The organism is Peptoniphilus hominis (ex Hitch et al. 2025) (genome assembly GCF_040096015.1).
In the GTDB taxonomy this organism is placed as follows: domain Bacteria; phylum Bacillota; class Clostridia; order Tissierellales; family Peptoniphilaceae; genus Peptoniphilus_A; species Peptoniphilus_A hominis.
The window spans coordinates 221,022-243,962 of sequence record NZ_JBBMFO010000001.1 but is presented as its reverse complement, the minus strand read 5'-3'; the positions used below and the strand labels follow the sequence as shown (position 1 = coordinate 243,962).

General features: G+C 32.1%; 24 protein-coding genes. 22 read left to right on the top strand and 2 right to left on the bottom strand.

The genetic code is table 11. The features are described 5' to 3' along the window. Window positions 1-9: 9 nt before the first annotated feature. Both WMO19_RS01300 and WMO19_RS01295 read right to left on the bottom strand, forming a co-directional pair. Window positions 10-306, bottom strand: coding sequence for a GIY-YIG nuclease family protein (locus WMO19_RS01300; protein WP_349169888.1), 297 nt, complete (start codon window positions 304-306; stop codon window positions 10-12). Further along, on the bottom strand, window positions 299-916 hold the full coding sequence (locus tag WMO19_RS01295; protein WP_349169887.1) for a regulatory protein RecX: 618 nt from the start codon (window positions 914-916) through the stop codon (window positions 299-301). The genes WMO19_RS01300 and WMO19_RS01295 overlap by 8 nt, the downstream gene beginning before the upstream one ends. Window positions 917-1,042: 126 nt before the next feature. Between WMO19_RS01295 and WMO19_RS01290 the strand changes: the two genes are divergently transcribed. The 22 genes from WMO19_RS01290 (at window position 1,043) to rimP (ending at window position 22,939) form a co-directional block, all read left to right on the top strand. Continuing rightward, complete coding sequence (locus tag WMO19_RS01290; RefSeq protein WP_019124391.1) at window positions 1,043-1,483, top strand: FHA domain-containing protein; 441 nt, start codon at window positions 1,043-1,045, stop codon at window positions 1,481-1,483. A gap of 4 nt (window positions 1,484-1,487) precedes the next feature. Further along, window positions 1,488-2,753 carry an FtsW/RodA/SpoVE family cell cycle protein gene (locus WMO19_RS01285; RefSeq protein ID WP_349169886.1) on the top strand — a complete coding sequence of 422 codons (1,266 nt, stop codon included), beginning with the start codon at window positions 1,488-1,490 and terminating at the stop codon, window positions 2,751-2,753. Further along, complete coding sequence (locus WMO19_RS01280; RefSeq protein ID WP_349169885.1) at window positions 2,746-4,188, top strand: peptidoglycan D,D-transpeptidase FtsI family protein; 1,443 nt, start codon at window positions 2,746-2,748, stop codon at window positions 4,186-4,188. The genes WMO19_RS01285 and WMO19_RS01280 overlap by 8 nt, the downstream gene beginning before the upstream one ends. 4 nt (window positions 4,189-4,192) lie before the next feature. Then, on the top strand, window positions 4,193-4,894 hold the full coding sequence (ispD, locus tag WMO19_RS01275; RefSeq protein WP_070610815.1) for a 2-C-methyl-D-erythritol 4-phosphate cytidylyltransferase: 702 nt from the start codon (window positions 4,193-4,195) through the stop codon (window positions 4,892-4,894). Next, window positions 4,891-5,367, top strand: a complete 477-nt coding sequence (gene ispF / locus WMO19_RS01270) for a 2-C-methyl-D-erythritol 2,4-cyclodiphosphate synthase (RefSeq protein ID WP_349169884.1) — start codon at window positions 4,891-4,893, stop codon at window positions 5,365-5,367. The genes ispD and ispF overlap by 4 nt, the downstream gene beginning before the upstream one ends. A gap of 5 nt (window positions 5,368-5,372) precedes the next feature. Beyond that, window positions 5,373-6,026 (top strand): fructose-6-phosphate aldolase, encoded by a 654-nt coding sequence (gene fsa / locus WMO19_RS01265; RefSeq protein ID WP_349169883.1) that lies wholly within the window; start codon window positions 5,373-5,375, stop codon window positions 6,024-6,026. Window position 6,027: 1 nt separating this feature from the next. After that, a complete protein-coding gene (gene glpX, locus WMO19_RS01260) occupies window positions 6,028-6,993 on the top strand; it encodes a class II fructose-bisphosphatase (RefSeq protein ID WP_316719106.1) in 966 nt (321 codons plus the stop codon). A 6-nt stretch (window positions 6,994-6,999) separates the two neighbouring features. Next, window positions 7,000-8,421, top strand: coding sequence for a transcription termination factor Rho (gene rho / locus WMO19_RS01255; protein ID WP_349169882.1), 1,422 nt, complete (start codon window positions 7,000-7,002; stop codon window positions 8,419-8,421). A 139-nt stretch (window positions 8,422-8,560) separates the two neighbouring features. After that, the gene (gene rpmE / locus WMO19_RS01250) at window positions 8,561-8,764 is read left to right on the top strand and encodes a 50S ribosomal protein L31 (RefSeq protein ID WP_005956574.1); all 204 of its coding nucleotides are present in this window, start codon (window positions 8,561-8,563) and stop codon (window positions 8,762-8,764) included. A 42-nt stretch (window positions 8,765-8,806) separates the two neighbouring features. Further along, complete coding sequence (prmC, locus tag WMO19_RS01245; protein ID WP_349169881.1) at window positions 8,807-9,643, top strand: peptide chain release factor N(5)-glutamine methyltransferase; 837 nt, start codon at window positions 8,807-8,809, stop codon at window positions 9,641-9,643. An 8-nt stretch (window positions 9,644-9,651) separates the two neighbouring features. Further along, window positions 9,652-10,719 (top strand): peptide chain release factor 1, encoded by a 1,068-nt coding sequence (gene prfA / locus WMO19_RS01240; RefSeq protein WP_349169880.1) that lies wholly within the window; start codon window positions 9,652-9,654, stop codon window positions 10,717-10,719. A 116-nt stretch (window positions 10,720-10,835) separates the two neighbouring features. Continuing rightward, window positions 10,836-11,378 carry a rubrerythrin family protein gene (locus WMO19_RS01235; RefSeq protein WP_349169879.1) on the top strand — a complete coding sequence of 181 codons (543 nt, stop codon included), beginning with the start codon at window positions 10,836-10,838 and terminating at the stop codon, window positions 11,376-11,378. 296 nt (window positions 11,379-11,674) lie between these two features. Beyond that, window positions 11,675-12,469 (top strand): 30S ribosomal protein S2, encoded by a 795-nt coding sequence (gene rpsB, locus WMO19_RS01230; protein WP_349169878.1) that lies wholly within the window; start codon window positions 11,675-11,677, stop codon window positions 12,467-12,469. Between the two features lie 71 nt (window positions 12,470-12,540). Then, the gene (gene tsf, locus WMO19_RS01225) at window positions 12,541-13,185 is read left to right on the top strand and encodes a translation elongation factor Ts (protein WP_332087474.1); all 645 of its coding nucleotides are present in this window, start codon (window positions 12,541-12,543) and stop codon (window positions 13,183-13,185) included. Window positions 13,186-13,201: 16 nt separating this feature from the next. Then, complete coding sequence (gene pyrH, locus WMO19_RS01220; RefSeq protein ID WP_019124404.1) at window positions 13,202-13,906, top strand: UMP kinase; 705 nt, start codon at window positions 13,202-13,204, stop codon at window positions 13,904-13,906. A 9-nt stretch (window positions 13,907-13,915) separates the two neighbouring features. Then, the gene (gene frr, locus WMO19_RS01215) at window positions 13,916-14,473 is read left to right on the top strand and encodes a ribosome recycling factor (protein WP_070610756.1); all 558 of its coding nucleotides are present in this window, start codon (window positions 13,916-13,918) and stop codon (window positions 14,471-14,473) included. 45 nt (window positions 14,474-14,518) lie between these two features. Continuing rightward, on the top strand, window positions 14,519-15,244 hold the full coding sequence (locus tag WMO19_RS01210) for an isoprenyl transferase (RefSeq protein WP_316719110.1): 726 nt from the start codon (window positions 14,519-14,521) through the stop codon (window positions 15,242-15,244). A 2-nt stretch (window positions 15,245-15,246) separates the two neighbouring features. Continuing rightward, entirely contained in the window at window positions 15,247-16,029 is a 783-nt protein-coding gene (locus tag WMO19_RS01205) for a phosphatidate cytidylyltransferase (protein WP_311565570.1), read from the top strand. A gap of 9 nt (window positions 16,030-16,038) precedes the next feature. Beyond that, window positions 16,039-17,049, top strand: coding sequence for an RIP metalloprotease RseP (gene rseP / locus WMO19_RS01200; RefSeq protein ID WP_349169877.1), 1,011 nt, complete (start codon window positions 16,039-16,041; stop codon window positions 17,047-17,049). After that, the gene (gene ispG / locus WMO19_RS01195; RefSeq protein WP_349169876.1) at window positions 17,046-18,101 is read left to right on the top strand and encodes a flavodoxin-dependent (E)-4-hydroxy-3-methylbut-2-enyl-diphosphate synthase; all 1,056 of its coding nucleotides are present in this window, start codon (window positions 17,046-17,048) and stop codon (window positions 18,099-18,101) included. Before rseP ends, ispG begins: the two co-directional genes overlap by 4 nt. A 4-nt stretch (window positions 18,102-18,105) precedes the next feature. Then, entirely contained in the window at window positions 18,106-22,347 is a 4,242-nt protein-coding gene (locus tag WMO19_RS01190; RefSeq protein ID WP_349169875.1) for a PolC-type DNA polymerase III, read from the top strand. Window positions 22,348-22,477: 130 nt separating this feature from the next. Beyond that, on the top strand, window positions 22,478-22,939 hold the full coding sequence (rimP, locus tag WMO19_RS01185; RefSeq protein ID WP_349169874.1) for a ribosome maturation factor RimP: 462 nt from the start codon (window positions 22,478-22,480) through the stop codon (window positions 22,937-22,939). Window positions 22,940-22,941: the final 2 nt, after the last annotated feature.

Here is a 22,941-nt window from a genome sequence, read left to right as displayed (position 1 = left end):
AGTCAGTTTTTATTTTTCAGTCTTTTTTAAAAGATATTCATCATACAAGTCTTGAAGGGATAAATTTTTTTCAATTAACTTAATTTTATCTTTGCGGCTTAAAGTTTTTATAAAATATTCTTTTTTTAGGGCGTCGGATTTATCCTTGCACTTTTCACTAAAGACCATTACAAGGGGGAGTCTTGAGGCAGTATACTTTGATGCAATGCCCTTATTGTGAGACTTAAGTCTCTTGTCTAAGTCATTGGTGTAGCCAGTGTAGAAGCTGTCGTCTCCACACTTTAAAATATATACGAAGCTAGACATTTAAGTCTCCCCCTAAAAACTCATCAACTGCAAAATTTATAATCTCAAATTCAAAGCCCCGACCCTGCAAATATTTTTTTGCAGAATTTATTTTTTTAGGGTCCTTTTCCTCAGCATCTAACTTTTTGCTGAGAAGGTCTTCTGCATTAAGGTATTCAGTTTCATAGTCATAATCAGTCATAATTTTTTCTATTATGTCATTTTTAATTCCCTTAGACCTTAGCATATAAATGATCTTTATTTTACCGTATTTTTTTATATTCATGGCATCATTTAAGTAGCGCCTTGCATAGTCTTCGTCATTTAAATATTTTTTCTCATTTAAAATTGGAATAACAGTATCAATAATTTCGCCACTAATTTTATTTTTATACAAGTAGTCAATGAGCTGTTTTTCAGTCTTATTTCTTTGCAAAAATCTATAGGATAAAAGAAGTGCTTCAGTCTTTTCATCTTCAAATTTTAATTTATCTATAATTTCATCTTCAACTTCTTGACCCTTATAGAGTCCAAACTCAATAAGAGTTTCTTCAGAAATTTCAATTTCCTCGCCGCTGTCAAAGTGAATGTGAAATTTTTTCTTTTCAAAACTTATATTTGATATAATCATTTTATCACCAAATTAATTTTAACATAAAATTTGAAAAATCCCCAATTCATCTAAATTAACAAAATGTGGAAAAATAAAAGCAAAGAGTATATAATTATATAGAGTTTAAGACAAAAGAGGTGCAATATGTTTGAGTTAATCTCGCAAGTGTTGAGATATGTTTTTATAATCTTAATTTATCTTTTTATTTTTAGTATATTAAGATTAATGTATCTTGATGTAAAAAGCATGACAAATAGGGGAGACTCTCTTGACGATGCTTATTTAAAAGTAGTGAATAGACTTGATTCCTTGGACTTTAAAATGCAGGAGTATTATGTAATTGATGGTGACTTAACTCTTGGCAGAAGTTCAAGAAATGACATAGTTATAAAAGATAAATTCGTAAGTAAAAACCATTTAAAAATTCATGATGACAGTGAGGCTTATTATATTGAGGACCTTGGGTCTGCCAATGGAACTTTTTTAAATGGTGCAAAAATTGATCCTAATGAGTTAATTGAACTTCAAAATAATGACAAAATTGGAGTTGGATTTATTCAATTTATTTTTGTAGATAAAAGGTGAAAAAGTGTTAGATAATATTTTAAAACAACGAAAACCTAGAAATCTTCTCTTGATTTTTGAAATTCTAAGTATTTTATTGTTATTTTCTTACAACAATAACAATGTTGACAAGTACATAGTTATTTTATTTTTGGGTTTGATTTTAATCGTATATATTTCAAATTTAGTTCTAGGTAAAGTATCTTCAGGAGACAATTATATATTTTTAATAGTCTCCATGCTTTTAAGTCTAGGAATTATAACTATATACAGATTGTCGCCAAAACTTGGATTGAGGCAACTTATTTGGGTACTAGCAGGTATATTAGTTTTTTACTTAACTTATTTTATAATTAGGGCCATGAGAAGGCTTGAGTATATGACAGGTCTTTATTTAGGGCTTTCAATTTTATTTTTCTTACTAACAATTATTCTTGCTCCAGATAAATATGGTGCTAAAAACTGGATAGAAATTTCTGAAGGAATTACAATTCAGTTGTCAGAATTTACTAAGATTTTAGTTATATTTTTAATAGCTTCTTTTTATACAACATTCCAAAATAGACTTAAAAAATTAAATTATAAGTACACTTCATATTACTTGATGGGAGTAATATATATTTTTGTGGGCTTTTTATTTATTCAAAGAGACTTGGGAACTGCTGCTATATTCGTAGCTATCTACACACTCCTTCAGTATATTTATGACGAGGATAGGGTTTCAATTTTAGTCAATATTGGACTAATGATAATTGGTTCAGTTGTTGGTTACTTTTTATTCTCTCATGTTAGGAAAAGAGTGGATATATGGCTAAATCCATGGACAGCTGATAAGGTTGTGAATGATGCTAGACAAATTGTACAGTCACTATTTGGCATAAGTGAGGGTGGATTTTTTGGTCAAGGAATTGGACTTGGCTATCCAAAACAAATTACCCTTGCTCACTCTGATGTGATTTTTTCTGCAATTTGTGAGGAGATGGGAATACTTACTGGAATAGGAATAATCATGCTCTACATGCTTTTAGTTTATAGGGCTATTAAGATTGCACTAAATCAAGAATACTTATTTTACAGAATTCTTGCCCTTGCAGTTGCCATCCTATTTACAGTGCAAGCTTTCCTAAATATTGGTGGAGTAATAAAATTAATACCAATGACTGGGCTCACACTTCCTTTTATATCCTATGGAGGAAGCTCAATGATCTCTAGTTTTATTTTACTGGGAATACTTCAGGTTACCAGCGAAGATTTATCATACAAATACGATAGGGGAATAGACAATGAATAGTAAAGACAATAAGAGAATTTTAGTTTTACTTGTTTTTTTAATAATGCTATTAGTTGCTCCAATAATTTATTTAACTTATTTCACAGTTTTTAAGGCAGGAGATATTATAAATCATCCAGCCAATAGAAGAAGTGAACTTAGAGAAAATTCTGTCAAGAGGGGAACTATTTACGATAGAAATCACGAGGTCCTTGCCTATTCCAATGGAGAAAAATATAATTATCACAGAATTTATAATCAACCCGTTATTTATTCTCATATTATTGGATATTCTGACAAAATTGTCGACAAGTATGGACTAGAGAAAGAGTTAAATAGTTATCTTGTAGGAAAAGAAGGCTCTAAAATTTTAAAGACCTTTAAATCGATAATAAATAAAAATTACGATCCCTACGCTGGAGACGATGTAACTTTAACTACAGACACAGATCTTCAAGAAAAGACAAGATCTGTCTTATCATCAAAAGCTGAAAAAGGTTCAGTTGTCATTATGAATCCAAAAACTGGAGAGGTTCTTTCAATGGTGTCTTTGCCAGATTTTAATTCTCAAAACATAGCCAAAGATATGCAAGCTATTAATGAGGCAAACAATGGTGCTCTCTTTAATGCTTCAACAAAGGGCAAGTTTGCACCTGGTTCAGTTTTTAAAATAGTAACAACAACTGCTATTCTTGAGTCTGGAATTTCTCAAAAATATACAGATGAAGGTGTGGAAAAAATTGACAATGGTCGTGAGTTTAAAAATGCCGGAAATAAAACTTATGGAAGAGTTGACCTTAAAAAGGCATTTACAAATTCATTAAACACTTACTTCGTAAGAAAATCTGTAGACATGGGCATAGATGTAATGTCACAAGTTGCAGAAAAATACATGATTAATAAAAAAGTTGAATTTGAACTTCCACTAGAAACTTCGACTTGGGACTATAAGAGAAGTGGCTTTGATAAAACTGCACTTGGAGCTGCAGGAATTGGTCATGATACGCTTTTAGTTACGCCTCTGGAAATGTGCATGGTGGCATCAACTATTGCTAATGATGGAGTAATGATGCAACCTCACATAGTTAAGAGAATTGATTCTTCTGATGGCAAGAATGTTGTGAGAAATACACCAACAGTTTTAAGTGAAGTTACTTCTAAGGAAAATGCAGATCAAATTACAAAATATATGATAAATGTTGTCAACAATGGTACTGGTACAGAAGCCTATGTATCTGGCATGAAGGTTGCAGGGAAGACTGGTACTGCACAACTAGACTTAAAAGAAGGAACAAACAACGCCTGGTTCGTTGGCTTTGCTCCAGCAGATGATCCAAAGGTTGCAATTGCAGTTGTAATTCCAAATGTAAAGGATTTTGGGTCACAAGCTGCAGCTCCTATAGCAGGTGAACTTTTAAAATACGCTGTAAATAATTTGCAGCTTGAAGAAGAGTGATGCCATGTTTAATAATAATTTTGTAACAGCCTTTGTTGCAGCAGCAGGCATGGGCAAGAGGATGAAAATGGGAATTAACAAGCAATTCCTTGCCATTGATGGAAAGCCAATTCTTGCTCATACTATTAAAAAAATTGAAAAATCTAAGTATGTTGACTTTTTGATCTTAATCGTAAAGAAAAGCGACATGCACTATGTAAATGACATAATTGATAAATACAAAATCAACATGAACTATAAAATTGTCTACGGAGGCAAAGAGAGGCAAGATTCTATAAATAACGGTCTATTAAATATGCCTGAGGAAACTGACATAGTCCTTACTCATGACGGTGCAAGGCCCTTTGTTTCAGTAGAAAAAATTGACGAAGCCATTGAAAGTGTAATGGAAACTGGGGCAACAGTCTTGGCAAATCCTGTTAAGGACACTATAAAGGTCTCCATGGATGGAGAAATAGTTGATTATACGCCAAATAGGAATAGACTTTGGCAAGTTCAAACTCCACAAGTTTTTAAAAAAGAAATTCTTATAAAAGCCTATGAACAAGCTTATTCAGAAGGTTATTATGGGACTGATGATTGTTCCTTAGTTGAAAAAACTGGAGTCAAGGTAAAATTAATTTACAACTCCTATGACAATATAAAAATTACTACAAGAGAAGATTTATCTATTGCAAATATACTTGTGAAGAAGGTGAAGACATGAGAATAGGAATTGGTTATGATGTCCACAAGTTGGTAGATGATAGGAAACTTTTTATTGGCGGCATAGAAATCCCCTATGAGAAAGGACTTCTTGGTCATTCAGATGCAGATGTGCTTATCCACGCAATTATGGATTCAATTTTAGGAGCCCTTGCCCTTCGTGACATTGGCCATCATTTTCCGGATACTGACAATGAATACAAGGATATTGATTCAAAAATTCTTTTAAAGAGAGTTTATGAAATAATGAAAGGGAAAAACTATAAAATTGGAAATATAGACTCAGTTATTGCTTGCCAAAAGCCAAAGCTGGCACCTTATATTGATGACATGAAAAAGGTTATTGCTGAAATTTTAAATACTGATGTAGAAAATATTTCTATAAAGGCGACAACAACTGAAAAACTTGGTTTTATTGGCAGAGGAGAGGGAATTTCCTCAGAAGCAGTATGTTTACTTGAAAGGGATGATTAAAAAAGATGAAATTTTTTATTGACACAGCAAATATCGAAGAAATACGCGAAATTAATTCTTGGGGAGTGCTTTCTGGAGTTACAACTAATCCAAGTTTAATTGCAAAGAGTGGTGGAGTTTTTGAAGATGTAATTAAAGAAATTTCAGATATTGTTGATGGAGATATTTCAGCAGAAGTTATTTCTACAGACTTAGATGGAATGCTTAAAGAGGCGAGAGAACTTGCTAAAATTTCCAAAAATATTGTAATAAAAATTCCCATGATTGAAGAAGGACTTAAGGCTGTAAGTATTTTAAGTAAAGATGGCATAAGAACCAATGTCACTTTAGTATTTTCAGTTTCACAGGCTCTTCATGCAGCAAATGCTGGAGCTACTTTCGTAAGTCCTTTTATGGGAAGACTAGACGATATTGGTGAATCTGGCATGGATCTTGTGGCTGATATTGCCTATATTTTTAAAGAGTATGGATATGAAACTAAAATTATTGCGGCAAGCATAAGACACATTAATCATGTAGAAGATGTTGCAAGAACTGGTGCTGATATTGCAACAATTCCATATAAAATATTTAAAGAAATGATTAAGCATCAATTGACAGATAGTGGTTTAGAAAAATTTTTAGAAGATTTTAAAAATGTAAAGACAAAGGAGAAATAAGATGGACAGAAATTTAGCATTAAACTTAGCAAGAGTAACAGAAGCAGCAGCACTTTCAGCAGGCAAATGGCTTGGAAAGGGTGACAAAAACGCAGCAGATGGCGCTGCAGTGGATGCCATGAGAAGAATGTTTGACACAGTTGATATTGACGGAACTGTTGTAATAGGTGAAGGAGAAATTGATGAAGCTCCTATGCTATACATTGGCGAAAAAATTGGCACAAAAGATGGGGAAGAAGAAGTAGACATTGCCGTTGACCCAATTGACGGAACAAATTCTATTGCCAATGGTATGGATAATTCTATTGCTGTTTTGGCTGTAGCTCCAAAGGGATGCCTTTTAAATGCTCCTGATATTTATATGGACAAAATTGCTTGCGGACCTAAGGCTAAGGGACTTATAAAGTTAGATGATACTCCATCAGAAAATATCAAGAGAGTTGCAAAGGCACTTAACAAAAATATTGATGACATAGTTGTTGCAGTTCTTGATAGACCAAGACACGAAGACTTAATAAATGAAATTATTTCTATTGGTGCAAGAGTTAAAAAAGTATCTGACGGAGATGTAGTTACAGCTATTGAAACTTGTTATGAAGATTCTGGAGTGGACCTTGTTATTGGTCGTGGCGGTGCGCCTGAAGGTGTTATTGCTGCAGCAGCTCTAAAATGTTTAGGTGGAGATTTCCAAGGAAGACTTCATCCAACAGATGAAAAACAAGAACAAAGATGTAGAGACTTAGATTCAGACTTGAAAAAAGTTTATACAATTGAAGATTTAGTAAAGGGCAATGAAGTTATTTTCTCAGTAACTGGCATCACTTCAGGAGAAATTCTTGAAGGAGTAAAATATTACGGAGACAATAAGGCAAAAACTGACACCTTAGTTTTAAGACTTCCAAGTGGAACTCAAAGATTTATTAAATCAATCCATTCCCTTGACTTAAAACCAGACTACGCTAAATAATTTATTATGAGTAATGACAATGAATTAAAAAATAAATCAATTGATGATTTGAGGAGAATTTCTAAATCCTTGGGTTTAAAAGATGCAGATAATTACCATATTGATGATTTGAAGCACTATATTATAAGAGGAGAATTGCCAATAAAAGATATGCCTTTAGACAAATTAAAGGTAGCTGAGCTTAGGGAAATTGCAAAGGATTATGGAATAGAAAAATCCTACAATTTAAAGAAGGAAGACTTAATTAAAAAAATAAACTCACTAAGAGAAAATGAAAAAATAGAGAAATTAGACCTTTCTGAAAATGCTCAAGAAACATTAAAAAATTTAGAAGACAAGGACTATGTCAAGGGTATTTTGGAGCTACATCAAGATGGCTATGGATTTTTGAGAAGAATTAATTATCTTCCAAGCGAAGAAGACATTTATGTATCTCCATCGCAAATTAGAAAATTTAGGCTAAGAAATGGCGACGAAATTCTTGGAATCAAGTCACCTCCAAAGGATGGAGAAAATTTCAACGCCCTCCTATTTATTAAATCAGTAAATGGCATGCACCCATCAAAAATTTTAAATAGACCATTTTTTGATAACTTGACACCAATTTATCCTAAGAAGAAAATAAATCTTGAAACAGAGGAAGAAGACATTGCCATGAGAGTAATTGATTTACTCTCACCAGTTGGTCTAGGTCAAAGGGGACTCATAGTTTCACAACCAAAATCAGGAAAGACAACTCTATTAAAAAAGATCTCTAAGTCTTTAAATACTAATTATCCTGATCTACACTTAATCGTTCTTCTTGTAGATGAAAGGCCGGAAGAGGTTACTGACATGAAAAGATCAGTCAAGGGTGAAGTTGTCTATTCAACCTTTGATGAAAATCCTAAAAACCACACTCGAGTTGCAGAAATGGTAATCGATAGGGCAAAGAGATTAGTAGAAAACAAAGAGGATGTAGTAATACTTTTAGACTCCCTTACAAGACTTTCTCGTGCCTATAATTTAATTACTCCTACAAGTGGAAAGACTCTTTCAGGTGGACTTGATCCATTGTCTCTTCACAAGCCAAAGAGATTTTTTGGCGCAGCAAGAAACATTGAAGAGGGCGGAAGTTTGACAATCCTTGCCACTGCTCTTGTAGATACTGGTTCAAGGATGGACGATGTAATCTTCGAAGAGTTTAAGGGAACAGGCAATATGGAACTTCACCTCAACAGAAGTCTTTCAGAAAAAAGAATTTTTCCAGCAATTGATATTTTAAAATCAGGCACTAGGAAAGAAGAGTTCTTGTTGACTAAGGAAGAACTTGCCTTTAATTATGAATTTAGAAATAATTTAAATGAAGACAACATTGAAGATGTGACAGAAAAATTTTTAGATAAATTATCTAAGACAAAAAATAACAAAGAATTTTTAGAAAAATAATTATCTTTCTTGCTTCAAATGTTGATTTATAGCCTTATATATTGTATAATAATTAAGGTAATAAATATATTTGTACTACAATGAAAATTGTGTTATAATATTAAAATTGAGTTATAAAAAAGTTTAAGGGGGCTAAACAATGAAAAAAGGAATTCATCCAGATTATAAAGAAGCTACAGTAACTTGTGCTTGTGGCAACACTTTTAAAACAGGATCTGTTAAAGAAGATTTAAAAGTTGAAATTTGTTCAGCTTGTCATCCTTTCTTTACAGGAAAGCAAAAACTCTCTGATCATGGCGGAAGAATTGAAAAATTCAATAGCAGATACAAGAGAAATAAATGACAATGAGGTTAGCCTAGCTAACCTTTTTTATTACTTAAATTTATGAAGATAAAAGAAGCCCTAATAGAGGGTAGAGATTTTTTAAAAAACTTAGAATATACAGATCCTATTTATGAAACTAGAAAAATTTTAGGAGAAATTTTGGAGAAAGACTTGTCTTATTTAGTTTCTCACGACAATGAAGAATTACCTGCTTCAGTTGAAAAAAAATATTTTGACATTTTAAAAAAGAGGCAAGAGGGTCTACCTCTACAGTATATTTTGGGAAGAGAAGATTTTTACGGAAGAACTTTCACTGTATTAGAGGGTGTTTTAATACCAAGACAGGATACAGAAATTTCTGTAGAAGTAATTTTAAAAATCCTAAAGAATAACAATATTAAGAATCTTCTTGAAATTGGATGTGGAAGTGGAATTGTTAGTGTTACACTTGACCTTGAAACTAAGGGACAGGTGGATATAACAGCAGTTGATATAAGTCCTCAGGCTATTAAAAATACTAATGTAAATAAAAATAATTTAAAATCAAATATTAAAATTTTAGAGAGCAATTTATTTGAAGAAATTAATGAGAAATTTGATTTAATTTATTCAAATCCGCCCTATATTAAATCTCATGAGATAGAAAATCTGCAAGTAGAAGTAAGAGAACATGAACCGAGACTTGCACTAGATGGCGGAAGTGATGGACTTTATTTTTACAGAAAGATCATTAAAGATGCGCCAAGATTTTTAAATAGTCATGGGTTTTTAGTATTTGAGATAGGATATGATGAGGCTGAAGATATTTCTTCAATAATGAGGGAAAATTTTGACCTTGAAATTTATAAGGATCTGAATAATTTAGATAGAGTAGTAGTGGGACGATTAAAGGTATAGGGGTAAATATGTACGAAAAACTTTCGGTTTTTGAAGAGAGATTAGTAGAGCTCGAAAAAGATTTGAGCAATGTGGAAATTATTAATGACTCTAAACTTTACCAACAAAAGGCCATTGAACATGCTGAGATAGAGCCAATTGTTGCAAAATATAGAGAATATAAAAATACGCTAAAGGCTTTAAACGAAAATAAAGAATTGATAAAAGAAAAATTAGATGATGAATTTAAAGATTTAGTTAGAGAAGAAATTAACGAAGGAACAAAAAAAATTGAAACTTTAGAAAATGATTTAAAAGTTTTATTGATTCCTAAAGATAAAAACGACAGTAAAAATGTTATGGTAGAAATTCGTGCAGGTGCTGGCGGAGATGAAGCAGCACTTTTTGCTGGAGTATTGTACAGACAATATGTTAGGTACGCCGAAAGAAAAGGCTTTAAGGTAGAAACTATTTCTTCCAATGAAATTGGCATTGGCGGATTTAAAGAAATTGTCTTTATGATAATAGGTAATGGAGCATACTCAAGACTTAAATATGAATCAGGAGTTCACAGAGTTCAAAGAGTTCCTGAAACAGAAAGTGGCGGTAGAATTCACACTTCTACAGCAACTGTTGCAGTTTTACCAGAGGCTGAAGATGTGGATATTGAAATTGATCCATCTGAAATTAAATTTGACGTCTTCCGTGCCTCAGGTAATGGTGGGCAATGTGTAAACACTACTGACTCTGCAGTTAGACTAACTCACATTCCTACTGGAATAGTAATTTCTTGCCAAGATGAAAAATCACAACTTAGAAATAAAGAGAAAGCCATGAAGTTACTTAGATCAAAATTATATGATTTAAAACTTCAAGAGCAAAATGAAAAAGAATCCATGGAGAGATCTTTACAAATTGGAACTGGAGATAGGTCTGAAAGAATTAGGACCTACAATTATCCGCAAGGAAGAGTAACTGATCACAGAATCAATTTCACTTCTCACAGAATTGACGCCATTAACGACGGTGACTTGGATGAAATAATTGATGCTTTGATAACACATGATCAAACTCAAAAAATCGAAAATATTGATTAAAAAACAAAAAATAAATATTAGATTTATTTAGTGCATATATTTGATTTTTCATAAACAATAGTCTATAATATTAATTGTAATTTTATTATTAAATTAATTTTATGGGGGGTAATATTATGAATCAAATGACAAGTGACAATCTAAGATCCGCATTCGGTGGAGAATCTCAAGCTCGTACTAGATATAATATCTGGGGCAATGTAGCTGAAAAAGATGGCTTCAAAAATGTTAAGAGACTTTTTGATGCAACTGCTGATGCAGAAAAAATTCACGCAACACTTCACTTCAAAGCTTTAAGAGATGTATCTGGAGATTTTGCTGTAACTTCTATGGCAGGATTTGGAATCAACAGCACATCTGATAACCTTGAAGCTGCAAGAAATGGTGAAATTTTTGAATCAACTCAAATGTATCCAGCATTTATAGCTGTTGCAGAAATGCAAGGTGAACAAGAAGCAGTTAAGGCTATGAAATTCGCTACAGCTGCAGAAAAAGTTCACGCTAAAAGATATTTAGAAGCAAAAGAAGCAGTTGATGCAGGAAAAGACCTTGATGTTGAAAAAATCTATCTATGTCCTGTATGTGGATATATCACTTTTGAAGAAGAAGATAAATGTCCAATTTGCGGATGTGCAGGAAACAAATTTGTTGCTTACTAATTTCATTAAGAAAATCTCTCCTCATGGAGAGGTTTTACATAAAGGAGTCAGTGTTTTATAAGCTGGCTCTTTTTTATATAAAAATTTTCTACAATAATTTTTCATTCAAAACAATTATCAAGATAGGTCTAAATAAAAATGAATACAATACAAACAAATTATTGATAATTTTAACCGGCTATGTTATACTTTTATGCGGTAAGTAATACACACATTTTTTGATATTAAAGGAGTTGCCAATTTGGTCCCTTTGATAGATGATAAAAATGGAGGAAAAAAACACGGAGGTGGCTTAAATGTCAGTAATTTCAATGAAAAACTTATTAGAAGCTGGTGTTCACTTTGGACATCAAACTAGAAGATGGAACCCTAAGATGAAGAGATTTATATTTACCGAAAGAAACGGTATTTATATAATCGATCTTCAAAAAACTGTAAAAAAAGTAGAAGAAACTTATGACTTTGTAAGAGAGATTGCAGCAAACAATGGTGAAATTCTATTTGTTGGTACAAAAAAGCAAGCTCAAGATGCAATAGAAAAAGAAGCTACAAAATGTGGAATGCCATACATTAACCAAAGATGGTTAGGTGGTCTTTTAACTAACTACAAAACTATTAATAAGAGAATCGAAAGACTTTACAAGTTATTCGAAATGGAAGAAAATGGTACTTTTGATGTTCTTCCTAAAAAAGAAGTTGCTCAATTATTACATGAAAGAGAAAAACTTGAAAAATTCCTTGGTGGAATTAAAGAAATGAAGGGAATGCCTCAAGCTTTATTTATTGTTGACCCTAAAAAAGAAAGAATTGCAGTTAAAGAAGCTCATATTCTAGGAATTCCAGTTATCGGTATCGTTGATACAAATTGTGATCCTGAAGAAGTTGATATTCCAATTCCAGGAAATGATGATGCAATTAGAGCAGTAAAACTTATTACTGAAACTATTGCAAATGCAGTTATTGAAGGAAAACAAGGTAGTCAAATTGAAGATAGCGACAACGATTATGATGAATCCGCTCAAGAAGTTTCTGTAGAAATTGAAGAAGTTGAAGAAACTGTTGAGGAAGAAAAGTCAACTATAGAAGAGTAAAGATATTTCGAGAGTTCTAAAGTAATCCTTTAAAACTCTCTTTTTTTAAAATAAATAAGGAGTGAATTAAAATGGCTATTACAGCAGCATTAGTTAAAGAATTGAGAGAAAAATCTGGAGCAGGCATGATGGACTGCAAGAAGGCTTTAACAGAAACAAATGGTGATATGGACAAGGCAATAGACTTTCTAAGAGAAAAGGGTCTTGCATCTGTAGCAAAGAAGTCTTCAAGAATTGCATCTGAAGGTCTTGTTGATTCTTACATTCACGGTGGAAGAATTGGAGTTCTTGTTGAAGTTAACTCTGAAACTGATTTCGTTGCTAAAAACGAAGAGTTTAAGTCTTTTGTAAGAGATATTGCTATGCAAATTGCAGCAGTTGCTCCAAAGTATGTTAGTCGTGAAGAAGTTCCAGCTGAAGAAGTAGAACACGAAAGAAAAATTCTTACTGAACAAGCTAGGGGCGAAAATAAACCTGAACACATTATTGAAAAAATGGTTGAAGGTAGACTTGAAAAATTCTATGAAGAAATTTGTCTACTAGACCAAGATTTCATTAAGGATCCAGATAAAAAAATTCAAGATATTTTAAATGATTTAATTGCAAAAATTGGTGAAAACATTAAAATCAGAAGATTTGTTAGATTTGAAGTTGGCGAAGGTCTTGAAAAGAGAGAAGAAGACTTTGCTGAAGAAGTAGCAAAACAAATAGGTTAACAAATTGGAGGAGTAAATGCCAAAATATAAGAGAATTGTTTTAAAACTCAGCGGAGAAGCCTTGGCTGGCTCAAATTCCGTTGGCATTGACATTAATTATGTCAATTTAATTGCAAAGCAAGTAAAGAAAATTTATGACTTAGGTGTTGAGATTGGTATTGTTGTAGGTGGCGGAAACTTTTGGAGAGGACGCGACGAAAATAATATTGATCGTGCTACATCTGATTATATGGGTATGTTAGGTACTGTAATGAACGCTTTAGCATTGCAGGACTCTTTTGAAAAATTAGGCGTTATTACTCGTGTGCAAACTGCTATCGATATGAGGCAAGTTGCTGAACCTTATATTAGAAGGCGTGCTATTAGACATTTAGAAAAAGGTCGCGTTGTAATATTTTCAGCTGGAGTTGGAAATCCATACTTTTCAACTGACACTGCTGCTGCACTTAGGGCTGCAGAAATTGATGCTGATGTTATATTACTAGCTAAAAAGGGAACAGATGGAATTTATGATTCTGACCCTAATATTAATGAAAATGCAAAAAAATATGACAATTTAAGTTATAGAGAAATCTTAAATAAAAACTTAAAGATTATGGATGGCACAGCAACAACTCTTTGCATGGACAACAGTATTCCTTTAAGAGTATTTGGAATAGATGAAGAAGATGCAATGTTTAAAGTTGTATGTGGCGAAGATATTGGTACAAGCGTTAAATAGGAGGATATTATGATATCTGATCTAAAAAAGAATACTGAGTCTAGAATGAATAAAACTGTAGGCTCACTTACTGAATCACTTCAGTCTATAAGAGCAGGTCGTGCTAATACTACTTTACTTGACAAAATTCATGTTGATTATTATGGACAAAAAACTCCAATTAATCAAGTTGCTAGTCTTTCTGCTCCAGAGCCAAGACTTCTTGCTATTCAACCATGGGATGCAAATTTAATCCCAGATATTGAAAAGGCAATATTAAAATCTGATTTAGGAATAACTCCTTCTAATGATGGAAAAATTATTAGATTAGCTATTCCTCAACTTACAGAGGAAAGAAGAAGAGATCTTACAAAGCTAGTTGGAAAGTATGCTGAAGAGGCAAAAATTTCTATTAGAAATGTAAGAAGAGATGCTATGGAAGATATTAAAAAAGCAGAAAAAGCTAAAGAAATTTCTGAAGATGATAAAGCTTCCTATGAAGAAGACATTCAAAAGTTGACAGATAAATATATTAAAGAAGTTGACAAAGTAGCAGAAAATAAAGAAAAAGAACTTATGGAAATTTGATTTTTAGCCTTAGATTATTCTAAGGCTCTTTTTTTAAGGAGTTTTATGAATTATTACGAAGAATTAGACTTAAATAACATTCCAAAACATGTTGGAATAATAATGGATGGCAATGGAAGATGGGCAAAAAATAGAAATATGCCTAGAAGCTTTGGTCATAAAGAAGGTACTAAAAGAGTTATTGAAATTGTTGAAGCAGCTTATAAAATAAATATTAAATCCTTAACCCTATATGCTTTTTCAACAGAAAATTGGAAGAGACCAGAAGAGGAAATTTCAAAGCTAATGGATTTATTAGCCTTTTACATAAAAAGCCAGTTGGAAAAAATTAAAAAGAATAATGTAAGAATTAAAGTTCTAGGTGACTACAGAGCCTTTCCAGACCCAATTGTCAAACTAATTGAAGATGCGTTGCAGGAAACAAAATCAAATGATAAAATGATATTAAATATTGGGCTAAATTATGGCGGACAAAGTGAAATAGTTAGGGCTAGTAAAAATATTTGCAAAGATATTATTGATGGGAAAATTTCCCTTGATGATATTGATACAGAAAGCTTTAAAAATTATTTATATACCACAGGACAAGATGATCTGGATCTCTTAATTAGACCAAGTGGTGAGCTTAGAGTTTCTAATTTTTTACTTTATCAATTAGCCTATAGTGAATTTTATTTTTCGAATATTTTGTGGCCAGATTTTCATGAAAATGATTTTTACAAAGCTATTTATGATTTTCAAAAACGAAATAGAAGGTATGGAGGACTTTAAATTTGACAGATCTACAAAAGAGAGTTACCACTGGTGCAGTTGGTATTTTATTAATAATTCTAATTTTTTATTTGGGGCTAAAGGCAATAAAAATTTCTTTTTTTATTATTAGTCTTGAAGCTGTAAGAGAAATGTACAACGCTCTTTACAAAAAAGGCATAAAATTATTTTTGCCAATCTTGTTTTTTGGAGCTCTTATAACTTTTTTATGCTCTTTTTTTGATAAAAACTTAATTTTCTCTCTTGTCTTATTTTTTGTTGTAAACTCATGCCTTTTTGTTCATTTAGATGATTATGAATTGAGCAACTATGCTTATACAACATTTACTTATTTTTATGCAATATTTTTACTTAATTTGCTTGGAAGCATTGACGACATTTACTTAATTATTGCTGGCTTTATTATTTCCTTTTCAACAGATACCTTTGCCTATTTTGTGGGCTCAACTTTTGGAAAGCACAAGTTAATTGAAAGGGTAAGCCCAAATAAATCTATTGAAGGTGCAATTGGGGGAACTTTTTTTGCTCTTGTCATTACAAGTATTTATTTTGTAATGCTCAATAAGAACAATGCAATTTATGATATTAATGCTCTTGTAGTATTTATTATATTTTTATCTTCTATTTCTGGTCAATTTGGCGATTTATTTGCGTCTAAGATAAAAAGATACACAGAGATAAAGGACTACGCACAAATCCTTCCTGGACATGGCGGTATTTTAGATAGGTTTGATAGTTTAATTTTTATCAGTCCCTTTATTTATATCTTGTACAACTTTATTTAAGGAGGACAGATGATCACTTTAATTAGTTCTCTAGTAGTTTTTCTATTAGTTGTAATGCTTCATGAATTTGGGCACTTCACAGTGGCAAAACTATCAGGAATAAAAGTCAATGAATTTTCCATAGGCATGGGACCAAAACTTTTTCAAAAACAAAATGGTGAGACTTCTTATAGTCTTAGAGCACTACCCATTGGTGGTTATGTTGCCATGGAAGGGGAAGAGGAAAGTTCTCACGATCCCAGATCCTTTAATAATGCTCCTATTTTAAAGAGAATGGCAGTTGTTCTTGCCGGTGCTTTTATGAATTTTATTTTAGCCTTTCTTGCCTTTACCATAATTTTTTCGATTGTTGGCTATGGTTCAAATGAAATTGATAAGGTAATTAAGGATTCTCCAGCAGAAAATGCTGGATTAAAAGCTGGAGATAAAATAATAGAAATAGATAAAGTTAAAACTAAGGATATTTACGAGATTAATTCTTTAATTAGTGATAAAAAGGATGAAGAAATTAATCTAAAAATTAATAGGAATGGTGAAAAATTAGATATTAATTTAAAGCCAAAATATTCAGAAGAAAATAAGATGTATTTAATTGGCATTACATCTAAGCTTAAGCACTCATTTTTTAAGTCTATAGAGCTTGGTGCCAAGAGGACAGGTGAAATGTCCCTTATGATTTTAAAGAGCTTAAAAATGATTTTTGACGGTTCCTTTAAAATGGAATATTTATCTGGACCTGTTGGAGTTGTACAAATGATTGGCTCAGAATCATCTAAGGGCTTTTTAAATTTTTTACAGATTTTAGCACTTATTTCTGTCAATCTCGGTGTATTTAATTTACTGCCAATTCCTGCTCTTGATGGAGGAAAATTTTTATTTTTGTTAATTGAAGCTCTAAGAGGCAAGCCTATAAATGAAAAATTTGAACAAGGTCTTTCTCTAATTGGAATTAGTATTTTATTTAGCTTAATGATTTATGTAACTATATTTAATGATATTGGAAGGTTGTTTAGTAAATGATAAAGAGAAAAGAGACAAAGAAAATTTATGTTGGCAAGGTGCCAGTTGGAGGAGATTCTTTTATTTCAATCCAATCAATGACTAACACCAATACGAAGGATGTAAAATCCACTGTTTCACAAATAAAAAAATTAGAAGAAGCTGGCTGCGACATTATTAGAGTGGCTGTAAATGATTTAGATGATGCAGCCGCACTTAGAGAGATAAAAAAGGAGATAAAAATTCCAATAATTTCTGACATTCAATTTGATTATAAACTGGCTCTAGCTGCAGCTGAAAATGAAAGTGATGCCATAAGATTAAACCCAGGAAACATTGGCGACTCATGGAAGATAAAAGAAGTAATAGAAGCTTGTAAGTTTTATAACATCCCCATAAGAGTTGGCGTGAATTCTGGTTCTATAAAAGAGGAGTTTTTAGATAAGTTTAAGGGGGTAAATGCATCTTCAATATGTCTTAGTGCCATGGAAGAAGTGGAAATTCTTGAAAAAAATAATTTTTACGATATTGCTGTCTCTCTTAAAGCATCAAGTGTAAACTTGACAATAGAAAGTTATAGAAAATTTTCTGAGATGTCAAATTATCCACTTCATCTTGGTGTCACTGAAGCAGGCACACCAAAGAAGGGCGTTGTTAAGTCTGCAATTGGAATAGGAACTCTTTTAGCCGAAGGAATTGGCGACACAATAAGAGTTTCTCTAACATCAGATCCATTGGATGAAGTCATAGCTGGAAAAGACATTTTAAAGGCACTAGACCTCAGAAGAGAGGGAATAGATTTAATTTCTTGTCCTACTTGTGCCAGAACCAAGGTGGATTTAATTGAAATTGTAAAAAATGTTGAAGACAGACTTTACGCAATGGATAAGAATTTAAAAGTAGCCATAATGGGCTGTGCAGTAAATGGTCCAGGCGAAGCTAGAGAAGCAGACATTGGAATTGCCTGTGGAAATGGAAATGGACTTATTTTTAAAAAGGGCGAAATCGTAAAAAAAGTTCCTGAAGAAAAACTTTTAAGTGAACTTTTATCAGAAATAGAAAAAATCGGGTGAAAATTTGCTTTTATTAAAAAATATTTTTAAAAAATTAGAAATCACATCTTTAGAAGTTTCAGATGATATTTCCATTGATTCTATTAAGAGAAATAAGAATAGTGGCGAGGTATTTTTTGTAATAACTTCTAAAGAAGATTTAGATACAAATTTAAAGAAAAAAATTAAAGAGATTTTTTCAAAAAATTTAGAAGAATATAAAATTTATATTGAATTCAAGTCATCTTCTCTCTACAAAAGTGAAGATGATTTAATTTGTGCGGAAATACTAAAGTACAATCCATCTTCAAAAATTTGGATTGAAGAAATTGAAATTAATAAAGAAAAAAATAAAATTGAAATAGTACTTCCAAGTGAAGAAGCTTATTACACTCTAACAAAAAATGGCTTTGGTCATTATTTGGAAGAGGAACTAAAAGTATTTGGCTACTATAAAATTGACTTTGACTTTGTAAAAGAAATAGTAGAAGATGACAATATTGAGTCCTTTATTTCGCAAATCGACGAAGCAGAAGAAGTGATTTCTGCAAAGCATGAATTGGAAATTAAGACTAAGGCAGAAAATAAAATAAAGGAAAGCAAAGCGAAAAAAGTAAATTCTTATGGAAAAAAAGATATTGATAATACTCAAAGGCTCATTGATATAAATGTCAATTCACAAAAGGTCACTGTGGAAGTTGATATCTTTAACATTGATAGTCGAGAAATAAAATCTGGGAATTTTTTAGTTTCCCTATCTGTAACAGACTATACTTCTTCAACACTTGCCAAAATATTTTTAAAACCAGAAAAAACTGAAGAATTTTTGGAAAGTTTCAAAAGAGGCGATCATGTTTTAATAACTGGAAATGTAAATTATGATAGTTTTTCAAAATGTGAGACTCTTATGATAAGATACATTGAAAAAAGAGACAAAGTAATTCGCATGGATTACTCCAAGGAAAAGAGAACGGAATTTAGAATTCACTCAAAAATGTCACAAATGTCTGGTGTAACTTCCTTTACTGATTTTGCAAAAAGAGCAAAACTATGGGGTCACGATGCACTAGCTATAGCTGACACAAATGATGTTCAGGGATTTCCAGAAGCAATGGAAGCAGGAGAAGCTACTGGACTTAAAATTTTATATGGCACAGATATAAATTTTGTTGACGACAAAGAAAAAATCGTTACAAATTATGATCCTAATAAAAATTATAATTCTTATGTCGTCTTCGATATAGAAACTACTGGACTATCTTCTAGAAATGATAAAATTACAGAAATTGGTGCAGTAAAAATTGTTGATGGAACAATTGTAGATAGATTTTCACAATTAATTAATCCAGAAAGAGAAATTCCCCAAGTTGTTGTTGAACTTACTGGCATTAGCAATGCGAAGGTGGAAAATGAACCTACAATCGAAGAAGTAATCCCAAAATTTTACGAATTTGCAAAGGACTCTGTCTTAGTTGCCCATAATGCAAAATTCGATATTTCCTTTATAAGAAGGGAATATGCAAATAATAATTTAGAATTTAAGCACCTAATCTTAGATACCCTAGTCTTGGCAAGAGCCCTTATGACTGACATGAAGAGATTTAACTTGGGAACTCTTTGTAAAAATCTTGGAATTTCTCTTGTTGGAGCTCACAGGGCAGTAAATGATGCTGAAGCTACTGCTGCCATGTTTATAAAATTAATTGAAAGATTTAAAAGGGATAAGGAATTTAATTTTGACAATCTTAACCATGCAATCATAAACATAGATTCTAAACGATTGTTTGAAAGTTCCCTCTTATTAATTGCTAAGGATGAAGTTGGGCTAAAAAATTTATACAAACTGATATCTGCATCTCATATGCAATTTTATAATTTTACTGCAAAAGTTCCTCGAAGTCTATTGGATAAATATAGGGAAGGAATTTTAGTGGGCTCAGGCAATGCCAGCTCGGAACTTTTCGATGCAGTTTATAGAATGTGCCCTGATGATGAACTTCTAGAAATTGCAAAATACTATGACTTCTTGGAGATTCAACCAGCAAGCGATAATATAATGGCAATTGAAGATGGAAAATTCAGTATAGAAGACATTAGAGAAATAAATAAAAAAATCTTGTGGCTTGGAGAAAAATTAGAAATTCCAGTTATTGCTGATTCAGACACTTATTATCTTGAAGAGTCAGAAGATATTTTAAGGCGAATTGTTTTAAATGGAAAACCAGGTAGGCCTGATCCTAGAGCTAGTCGCGAGCAAAAATTTTATTTTAAAACTACAGAAGAAATGCTTAATGAATTTTCTTATCTTGGTGAAGAAAAAGCTTATGAAGTTGTAGTTAAAAATACAAATAAGTTAAAGGATGAAATAAATGCCATTAAACCAATTCCCGATGGCAAATATCCACCAGTAATAGAGGGTTCTGACGAAAGTCTAAGAGAAATGACTTATAAAAAGGCTCACGAAATTTATGGTGATAAGCTCCCGGAGATTGTTGAAGAGAGATTGGAAAAGGAACTTAAATCTATAATTTCAAATGGATATTCAGTACTTTATATAATTGCTCAAAAGCTTGTAAAAAAATCTAATGACGATGGATTTTTAGTTGGCTCCAGGGGTTCTGTTGGGTCGTCCTTTGTTGCAACAATGTCTGGCATAACAGAGGTAAATCCACTTCCACCACATTATATCTGTCCAAATTGTAAACACTCAGAGTTTACAAAAGATTTAACTTACGGTTCTGGTGTTGACATGCCAGATAAAGTTTGTCCTAAATGTGGAAGTCCAATGAGAAAAGATGGCCACAACATTCCTTTCGAAGTATTTTTAGGTTTTTATGGAGACAAGGAACCAGATATTGATTTAAACTTCGCTGGTGAATATCAACCTCAAGCACATAAATACACAGAAGAATTATTTGGTGAGGGCTATGTATTTAGGGCAGGAACTATTGGAAAAATTGCAGAGAAAACCGCCTATGGCTATGTAAAAAAATACTTTGAAGGCAAAAATATTTCGCCTGTTGAAATAGATAGACTGGCAAAGGAAATAACTGACGGAAAAAGAACTAGCGGACAACATCCAGGCGGCGTTATGATTGTGCCTAAGAGCAAAAGTATTTTTGACTTCACGCCAATTCAGTATCCGGCAGATGATGCAACATCAGGAGTAATTACAACTCACTTTGACTATAACTTTATTCATGGAAAGATTTTAAAGCTAGATATACTTGGTCACGATGGTCCTACTATTATTAAAATGCTTGAAGACTTCACTGGACTTGATTCAAATGAAATTAGACTAGACGATGAAAAGACTCTATCCATATTTAATAGTGCAGAAATTTTTAACATGGATGAAGAAATTTTTTCTTGCGAAACAGGAACTCTGGGCATACCAGAATTTGGTACATCTTTTGTAATTTCTATGCTAAAGGAAACAAAGCCAAAGAATTTTGCTGACTTAGTAAGAATTTCTGGACTATCACATGGCACTGATGTATGGATTTCAAATGCCCAAGAGCTTGTAGACTCAGGAAGAGCCGAACTTAAAGATGTTATTGCAACAAGAGAAGACATTATGGTTTATCTAATAAATGCAGGTGCAGAAAATAAAATGGCCTTTGACACCATGGAAAAAGTTAGAAAAGGAAAGGGGCTTACTGAAGAACAAGAAAAGATAATGAAGAATTTAGATTTGCCTGAATGGTATATTGATTCTTGTAAAAAAATTAAGTACATGTTCCCTAAGGCTCATGCCGTTGCCTATGTAATGCTCTCCTTTAGAATAGCTTACTATAAATTAAATTATCCTCTTGCCTTTTATGCAACCTATTTCACTATTAAATTAAATGACTTTAATGGAGAAAATATTATTGAAGGACCAAGTTTTTTAAATAATAGAATAAAAATTTTAAGGGAAATTCAAAACCCAACTGCAAAGGACAAGGGAGAAATAAGAGTGTCTGAAGTTGCTCTTGAGATGTACGCAAGAGGCTTTGAATTTTTACCAGCTGATCTATATAAATCAAAGGCATCCAAGTTTACTATAGAAGATAAAAAGATAAGAATGCCACTAAGGGCAATACCAGGCATTGGTGAGAACTGTGCTAATAGCATTGAAGCAGAAGCTCTGAAGTCAAAGTTTTTATCCATAGAAGACTTTTCTAGGAGGACTAAGGCTGGCAACTCAGTAATTACAATTTTACAAAAAAATGGAATGTTAATTGATCTTGATGAGACAAATCAAATTTCTCTATTTAATTTTTAAAACTTATAGATTAACTAATTTTTGTAATAAGTTGTAATTCTACTAATTTATGTTATAATTTAATAAGAAAGGTATTTTAGTGTAAAGAGTGGGTTAGCCCACTCTTTGTTTTTTAGTAGTGAGGTGTTAAGTGAATAAAAAAGAATTAAAAAAAGAGATTTACCCACTAGCTGAAGAGGTAGCAGAAGAACTTGGCTACGAAATTGTAGACATAGAATTTCAAAATGGATCAAAGCACGATCTTCTTTCGATTTTTATTTATAAAAAAGAAGGAATTGATCTTGATGACTGCACAGAAATGAGTAGAAATTTAGAAAAGAAATTAGACGATCTTGACATTTTAAAAAATCCATATTATCTTGAAATTTCTTCGCCAGGACTTGATAGACCTTTAAAAACAAAAGATGACTATAGAAGAAATGTTGGCAAGGAAGTTGACCTTAAACTTTATGCACCAATTGACGGAAAAAAAGAATTTAGTTTTGTTTTAGACAAATATGATGATGAATTTGTGTATTGTAACATTGATGGTGAAGAATTAAAAATTCCTATTAAATCAATTTCATCTATGAAACAAACTATTAAATTTTAATG

Excerpts from the sequence above, each read along its gene's own strand:
- WMO19_RS01300 (WP_349169888.1), bottom strand. The coding sequence starts at position 306 with ATGTCTAGCTTCGTATATATTTTAAAGTGTGGAGACGACAGCTTCTAC.
- WMO19_RS01295 (WP_349169887.1), bottom strand. The coding sequence starts at position 916 with ATGATTATATCAAATATAAGTTTTGAAAAGAAAAAATTTCACATTCAC.
- WMO19_RS01290 (WP_019124391.1), top strand. The coding sequence starts at position 1,043 with ATGTTTGAGTTAATCTCGCAAGTGTTGAGATATGTTTTTATAATCTTA.
- WMO19_RS01280 (WP_349169885.1), top strand. The coding sequence starts at position 2,746 with ATGAATAGTAAAGACAATAAGAGAATTTTAGTTTTACTTGTTTTTTTA.
- ispD (WP_070610815.1), top strand. The coding sequence starts at position 4,193 with ATGTTTAATAATAATTTTGTAACAGCCTTTGTTGCAGCAGCAGGCATG.
- ispF (WP_349169884.1), top strand. The coding sequence starts at position 4,891 with ATGAGAATAGGAATTGGTTATGATGTCCACAAGTTGGTAGATGATAGG.
- fsa (WP_349169883.1), top strand. The coding sequence starts at position 5,373 with ATGAAATTTTTTATTGACACAGCAAATATCGAAGAAATACGCGAAATT.
- glpX (WP_316719106.1), top strand. The coding sequence starts at position 6,028 with ATGGACAGAAATTTAGCATTAAACTTAGCAAGAGTAACAGAAGCAGCA.
- rho (WP_349169882.1), top strand. The coding sequence starts at position 7,000 with ATGAGTAATGACAATGAATTAAAAAATAAATCAATTGATGATTTGAGG.
- rpmE (WP_005956574.1), top strand. The coding sequence starts at position 8,561 with ATGAAAAAAGGAATTCATCCAGATTATAAAGAAGCTACAGTAACTTGT.
- prmC (WP_349169881.1), top strand. The coding sequence starts at position 8,807 with ATGAAGATAAAAGAAGCCCTAATAGAGGGTAGAGATTTTTTAAAAAAC.
- prfA (WP_349169880.1), top strand. The coding sequence starts at position 9,652 with ATGTACGAAAAACTTTCGGTTTTTGAAGAGAGATTAGTAGAGCTCGAA.
- WMO19_RS01235 (WP_349169879.1), top strand. The coding sequence starts at position 10,836 with ATGAATCAAATGACAAGTGACAATCTAAGATCCGCATTCGGTGGAGAA.
- rpsB (WP_349169878.1), top strand. The coding sequence starts at position 11,675 with ATGTCAGTAATTTCAATGAAAAACTTATTAGAAGCTGGTGTTCACTTT.
- tsf (WP_332087474.1), top strand. The coding sequence starts at position 12,541 with ATGGCTATTACAGCAGCATTAGTTAAAGAATTGAGAGAAAAATCTGGA.
- pyrH (WP_019124404.1), top strand. The coding sequence starts at position 13,202 with ATGCCAAAATATAAGAGAATTGTTTTAAAACTCAGCGGAGAAGCCTTG.
- frr (WP_070610756.1), top strand. The coding sequence starts at position 13,916 with ATGATATCTGATCTAAAAAAGAATACTGAGTCTAGAATGAATAAAACT.
- WMO19_RS01210 (WP_316719110.1), top strand. The coding sequence starts at position 14,519 with ATGAATTATTACGAAGAATTAGACTTAAATAACATTCCAAAACATGTT.
- rseP (WP_349169877.1), top strand. The coding sequence starts at position 16,039 with ATGATCACTTTAATTAGTTCTCTAGTAGTTTTTCTATTAGTTGTAATG.
- ispG (WP_349169876.1), top strand. The coding sequence starts at position 17,046 with ATGATAAAGAGAAAAGAGACAAAGAAAATTTATGTTGGCAAGGTGCCA.